5 protein-coding genes and 1 pseudogene (1 of these 6 only partly in view) are annotated in these 4,692 nt (G+C 71.4%); all 6 read left to right on the top strand.

The window, feature by feature from the left end:
• Positions 1 to 632 (top strand): annotated as a pseudogene (gene pyrF / locus FrCorBMG51_RS28825) (orotidine-5'-phosphate decarboxylase) (it extends 269 nt beyond the left edge of the window).
• A 231-nt stretch (positions 633 to 863) separates the two neighbouring features.
• Positions 864 to 1,181 carry an integration host factor, actinobacterial type gene (mihF, locus tag FrCorBMG51_RS23740; protein ID WP_013874509.1) on the top strand — a complete coding sequence of 106 codons (318 nt, stop codon included), beginning with the start codon at positions 864 to 866 and terminating at the stop codon, positions 1,179 to 1,181.
• A gap of 372 nt (positions 1,182 to 1,553) precedes the next feature.
• Positions 1,554 to 2,099 (top strand): guanylate kinase, encoded by a 546-nt coding sequence (gene gmk / locus FrCorBMG51_RS23735; protein ID WP_047225229.1) that lies wholly within the window; start codon positions 1,554 to 1,556, stop codon positions 2,097 to 2,099.
• A 271-nt stretch (positions 2,100 to 2,370) separates the two neighbouring features.
• Positions 2,371 to 2,655, top strand: coding sequence for a DNA-directed RNA polymerase subunit omega (gene rpoZ, locus FrCorBMG51_RS23730; RefSeq protein WP_013874507.1), 285 nt, complete (start codon positions 2,371 to 2,373; stop codon positions 2,653 to 2,655).
• A gap of 195 nt (positions 2,656 to 2,850) precedes the next feature.
• Entirely contained in the window at positions 2,851 to 4,269 is a 1,419-nt protein-coding gene (locus FrCorBMG51_RS23725; protein ID WP_047225228.1) for a bifunctional phosphopantothenoylcysteine decarboxylase/phosphopantothenate synthase, read from the top strand.
• Between the two features lie 41 nt (positions 4,270 to 4,310).
• Positions 4,311 to 4,692, top strand: a 382-nt coding sequence (locus FrCorBMG51_RS23720) for an S-adenosylmethionine synthetase N-terminal domain-containing protein (RefSeq protein WP_047225227.1), incomplete at its 3' end; no start/stop codon positions are given.

The raw sequence follows: 4,692 nt of genomic DNA, 5'->3' as shown, positions 1-4,692 counted from the left end.
GAGCCGGCGGGCCCGCAGGTGCTGCCTCGACCGCCTCGACCGTCGCCGCCACCCCCGTTGTCGAGGCCTCCGCCACCGACGGGCGGGTCGGGCTGTTCCTCGACCTCAAGCTGCACGACATCCCCAACACGGTGGCCGCGGGGATGCGCTCCGTGGCCCGGCTGGCGCCCCGGTACGTGACGGTGCACGCCGCCGGGGGCGCGGCGATGGTGCGTGCCGCGGTCGACGCCGCGCCCGACGTCGAGGTCGCCGCGGTGACCGTCCTGACCTCCCTGGGCGGCGCGGAGCTGGCCGCTGTGGGGTTCGCCGGGACACCGTTGGACGTCGTGCGCAGGCTCGCGGCACTGGCGGTGGCCGCGGGTGCCCGCGCGGTGGTGTGCAGCCCCTGGGAGGTTGCCGCGGTCCGTTCGGAAATCGGAAGTGATGTGACTCTTATCACACCCGGTATCCGTGCGGCAGGGTCGCGGCCCGATGATCAGGCGCGTGCCGCAACACCCGCCGAAGCTGTCGACGCAGGTTCCGATCTTCTTGTGGTCGGCCGTCCGATCATCGCCGCCGACGATCCGGGGACGGCCGCGGCCCGGTTCGTGGCCGGATGGCGACCCGGCCACGGTGCCGCTGACCTGGTGTGACATCACACAGGCCCCACTCCGGCCATCTCGAGGGGATCTGCCCGGTACGGTGGTCCGCGAGCGACCGAAAGCAAAGGGCGCGTGTGGCGGCAACCCGATTCAGACCAACGTATGGACCCCGTCCTGTGGACAATAGTCCGCAGATGTGCCCGTACCGCCGGCTGGACCGAGACGCCCGTTATTCGCTAACTTGCGCGGCGCCGCGATCACCCCAAAGAAGGAGGCGTACCCGTGCCCCTGCCGCCCCTCACGCCCGAGCAGAGGGCTGCTGCCCTCGAGAAAGCTGCGTTGGCGCGTAAGCAGCGTGCGGAACTCAAGGAACGGCTCAAGAAGGCGGAAGTGTCCCTCGCGTCCGTCCTGGAGAGAGCCGACACCGACGAGGTCATCGGAAAGATGAAGGTGGCCGCTGTTCTGGAATCCCTGCCCGGCGTCGGCCGCGTCCGCGCCACAAGGATCATGGAGAGGCTCGCGATCAGCGACAGCCGTCGCCTGCGCGGCCTGGGCGCCAAACAGCGTGCCGCACTGGTACAGGAGTTCGCGAGTTCCTGAGCAACACCGGTGGCCGGCAGGCAAATGACACATATCTCTGGGCGCAGTGGGGTTGGTACGGCGTCCCGGCAATGGTGACAACCACACCGCGCCGGGCCGCCGTACCGACGTTTCTTTGCCGGCGCGTCTCTGCCGGTGCGCCACCGGGCGTGCGCGCATGCGGGCCCCGCACGGCCAGGCCGGCGGGGGGAGAGGGGGGCGGACGGCCGCGGGCCGCACGCGGGCCTGCTCGCCCAGGTCACCCCCGTTACCCGGTGACCGCCACGGTGGGTCGTAACACCGGGCGGTACACCGTCCGACCACAGTCGGGACCACACTCCGACCCGATCATGTTTTTTTGAGTGTGCGGCCGCAACACACTACGGTGTATGGATGCGGCTCACCGTTCTGTCCGGTCCGTCAGGCGTCGGGAAAGGGACCGTCGTCGCCGAGGTGCGTCGACGCCACCCCGAGGTCTGGGTTTCGGTCAGTTGCACGACACGCGCGCCGCGCCCGGGGGAGACCAACGGGGTGGAGTATCACTTCGTTGATGTCGAGGAGTTCACCCTGATGGTCAAGAAGGGTGAGCTTCTTGAGCATGCGATGTTCGCCGGTCATGCCTATGGAACCCCCCGCGCGCCGCTGGAGGCCCGTCTCGCCGAAGGGGTGCCGTGCCTGCTGGAAATCGAACTTCAGGGCGCCCGGCAGGTACGTGCGGGTATTCCCGACGCCCGGTTCGTCTTCCTCGCCCCGCCGTCCTGGCAGGAGCTGGTCCGTCGGCTCACAGGACGCGGCACGGAGTCGCCGGAGGTGATCGAACGCCGCCTCGACCGGGCCCGCACCGAGCTTGCCGCCGAATCCGAGTTCGACGCGGTGGTGGTCAACGACGACGTGACCCGGGCGGCGGCTCGGCTGGTGGCTCTGATGGACACCGACTAGGGCTAGCGCCTCGGCCGGGCCGGCGGCGGGCCGTCCGGCCGCCTGCCCTCCCCGCGCTGCCTGCTCTACTGTTATGTAGGCCGTACCGTTGCGGTCCGAGGGTGCGGCTGAGGGCGTGGACGCCCACCGGCCCGCGGCCCCGGGTCGCGGGGCCCGGCGGGGCCGCCGCGGTCCCGGGCATCCGCCCCTGACCCTGTTCTCCAGGACCACATCCTGACCATGCTGTCGGTTCGCCAGCGGGCTGACAGCCCCGTGTTTGCGGAAGGACACCGTGTCCGGCACTGTCGCCCAGCCCGAAGGCATCACCAACCCGCCGATCGACGAGCTCCTGGAAGCCACCGACTCCAAGTACAGTCTGGTGATCTACGCGGCCAAGCGGGCCCGGCAGATCAACGCCTACTACTCGCAGCTCGGCGAGGGCCTGCTGGAGTACGTCGGCCCGCTGGTCGACACCGCCAGTGCCCAGGAGAAGCCGCTGTCCATCGCGCTGCGCGAGATCAACGCGGGTCTGCTGACGCACGAGACCGTCGGCGAGCCCCTGCCGCCGGCCTCCTGAACGCCTCCTCGGCAGCCACATGTCGGCCCCGTGTCACACCCGCACCGGTGCCACACGCCACCGGTGCAGGTCCAGGTGTCGCCGGGACGCCCGGTGCCAGCGTCAGCACACCCGGTACACCGGATGTGGGACGCCCGGCGCCCCGGGGCACCCGGTGCCATCGGGGACACCTGTTCCACCGGGACATGACCGTTGATGTCCGCTGACACCGCCGGCAGCGACAACGGCACCGGAAGCGGCACGGTGAGCGGCACCGGTGCCGCCGTCCCCGCAGCCGTGCGGCGTCCCCGTGTCGTGCTGGGCGTCTCCGGTGGGATCGCCGCCTACAAGGCGGTCGAGGTGCTGCGCCAGCTCACCGAGACCGGCCACGACGTCCGGGTCGTGCCCACCGCGGCGGCGTTGCGGTTCGTCGGCGAGCCGACCTGGGCGGCGCTGTCCGGGCATCCGGTGGCCACCGACGTCTGGACCGACGCGGCCGAGGTGGCACACGTCCGGCTCGGCCGGCAGGCCGACCTGGTGCTCGTCATCCCCGCCACGGCGGACCTGCTCGCCCGCGCCGCCACCGGACGCTCCGACGACCTGCTCACCGCCACCCTGCTCACCGCCCGGTGCCCGGTGATGTTCGCCCCGGCCATGCACACCGAGATGTGGGAGCACCCGGCCACCGTGGCCAACGTGGCCACGCTACGCTCCCGTGGCTGCCTGGTCGTCGACCCGGCCGTGGGCCGGCTGACCGGCGCGGACTCCGGTGCCGGCCGGCTGCCGGAACCGGTGGAGCTCGCCGCGCTGGCCCGTTCCGTGCTGGCACGCTCGGCGCTGGCCCGTTCCGCGTCAGCCCGCTCCGTGCCGGCTGGCAGCACGCCGGCCGGCAGCACGTCGGCCGGCCCGGAGCGGGCAGGCACGGTGCCGGACCTCGCCGGCCGGCGGGTCGTCGTCAGCGCCGGCGGCACCCGGGAGCATCTCGACCCCGTCCGCTTCCTGGGCAACTCCTCCAGCGGACGGCAGGGCTACGCCCTGGCCAGGGCCGCGCTCGCCCGGGGCGCGCAGACCGTCGTGGTGGCGGCCAACGTGGCGCTGCCGGACGTCGCCGGAGCGCGCACCATCCCGGTGGTGTCGACCGCGCAGCTGCGCGAGGCCGTGCACGCCCAGGCGATCCAGGCGGATGTTGTGATCATGGCTGCCGCGGTCGCGGACTTCCGGCCCGTGGCGCGGGCGTCCTACAAGATCAAAAAGGGTGACGGTGTCCCCGAGCCGGTGGCGCTGGCACACAACCCCGACGTGCTGGCCGAGCTCGTCGCCGCCCGCCGCCCGGGCCAGCTGCTCGTCGGCTTCGCCGCCGAGACCGGCGGGCCGGGCGTGGACATCGTGACCCTCGGCCGGGAGAAGCTCGCCCGCAAGAAAGCCGACCTGCTGGTCGTCAACCAGGTCGGCGACGGGCTCGGGTTCGAGGTCGACCACAACGCCGCCGTGGTTCTCGGCGCGGACGGCACGCAGACCGCCATCGAACGGACCAGCAAGGACCTGCTCGCGCACCAGGTGCTCGACCTGGTCGTGACACGACTCGCTGTAGCGGATGGCTCCGTTGTCGGCCTGCCCGCCGGTACCCGCCGGTAGACTTCGCCCGAATCAGACTGGATCTCCCAGGGGGTCATGACGTGGCGACGCGCCTGTTCACTTCCGAGTCCGTTACCGAGGGGCATCCGGACAAGATCGCTGATCAGATCAGTGACTCCATCCTCGACGCGATGATCAAGGATGACCCGCGCAGCCGGGTCGCGGTCGAAACGCTGATCACCACCGGCCNNCGGGTCCGCCGTGACGGCTCCGTGCCCTATCTGCGCCCGGACGGCAAGACCCAGGTGACCATCGAGTACGACGGCGACCGGCCGGTCCGGCTGGACACCGTCGTCGTCTCCGCTCACCACGCCGCCGACATCGACCTGGAGCAGCAGCTCACCCCGGACATCCGGGCGCTGGTGATCGAGCCGGAGCTCAAGCGGGTGGCCGAGCAGAACCTTGGTATCGAGGTGGACGGCT

It is taken from the genome of Protofrankia coriariae, from assembly GCF_001017755.1.
Lineage (GTDB): Bacteria > Actinomycetota > Actinomycetes > Frankiales > Frankiaceae > Protofrankia > Protofrankia coriariae.
This window is presented reverse-complemented; position numbering and strand designations above follow the sequence as displayed.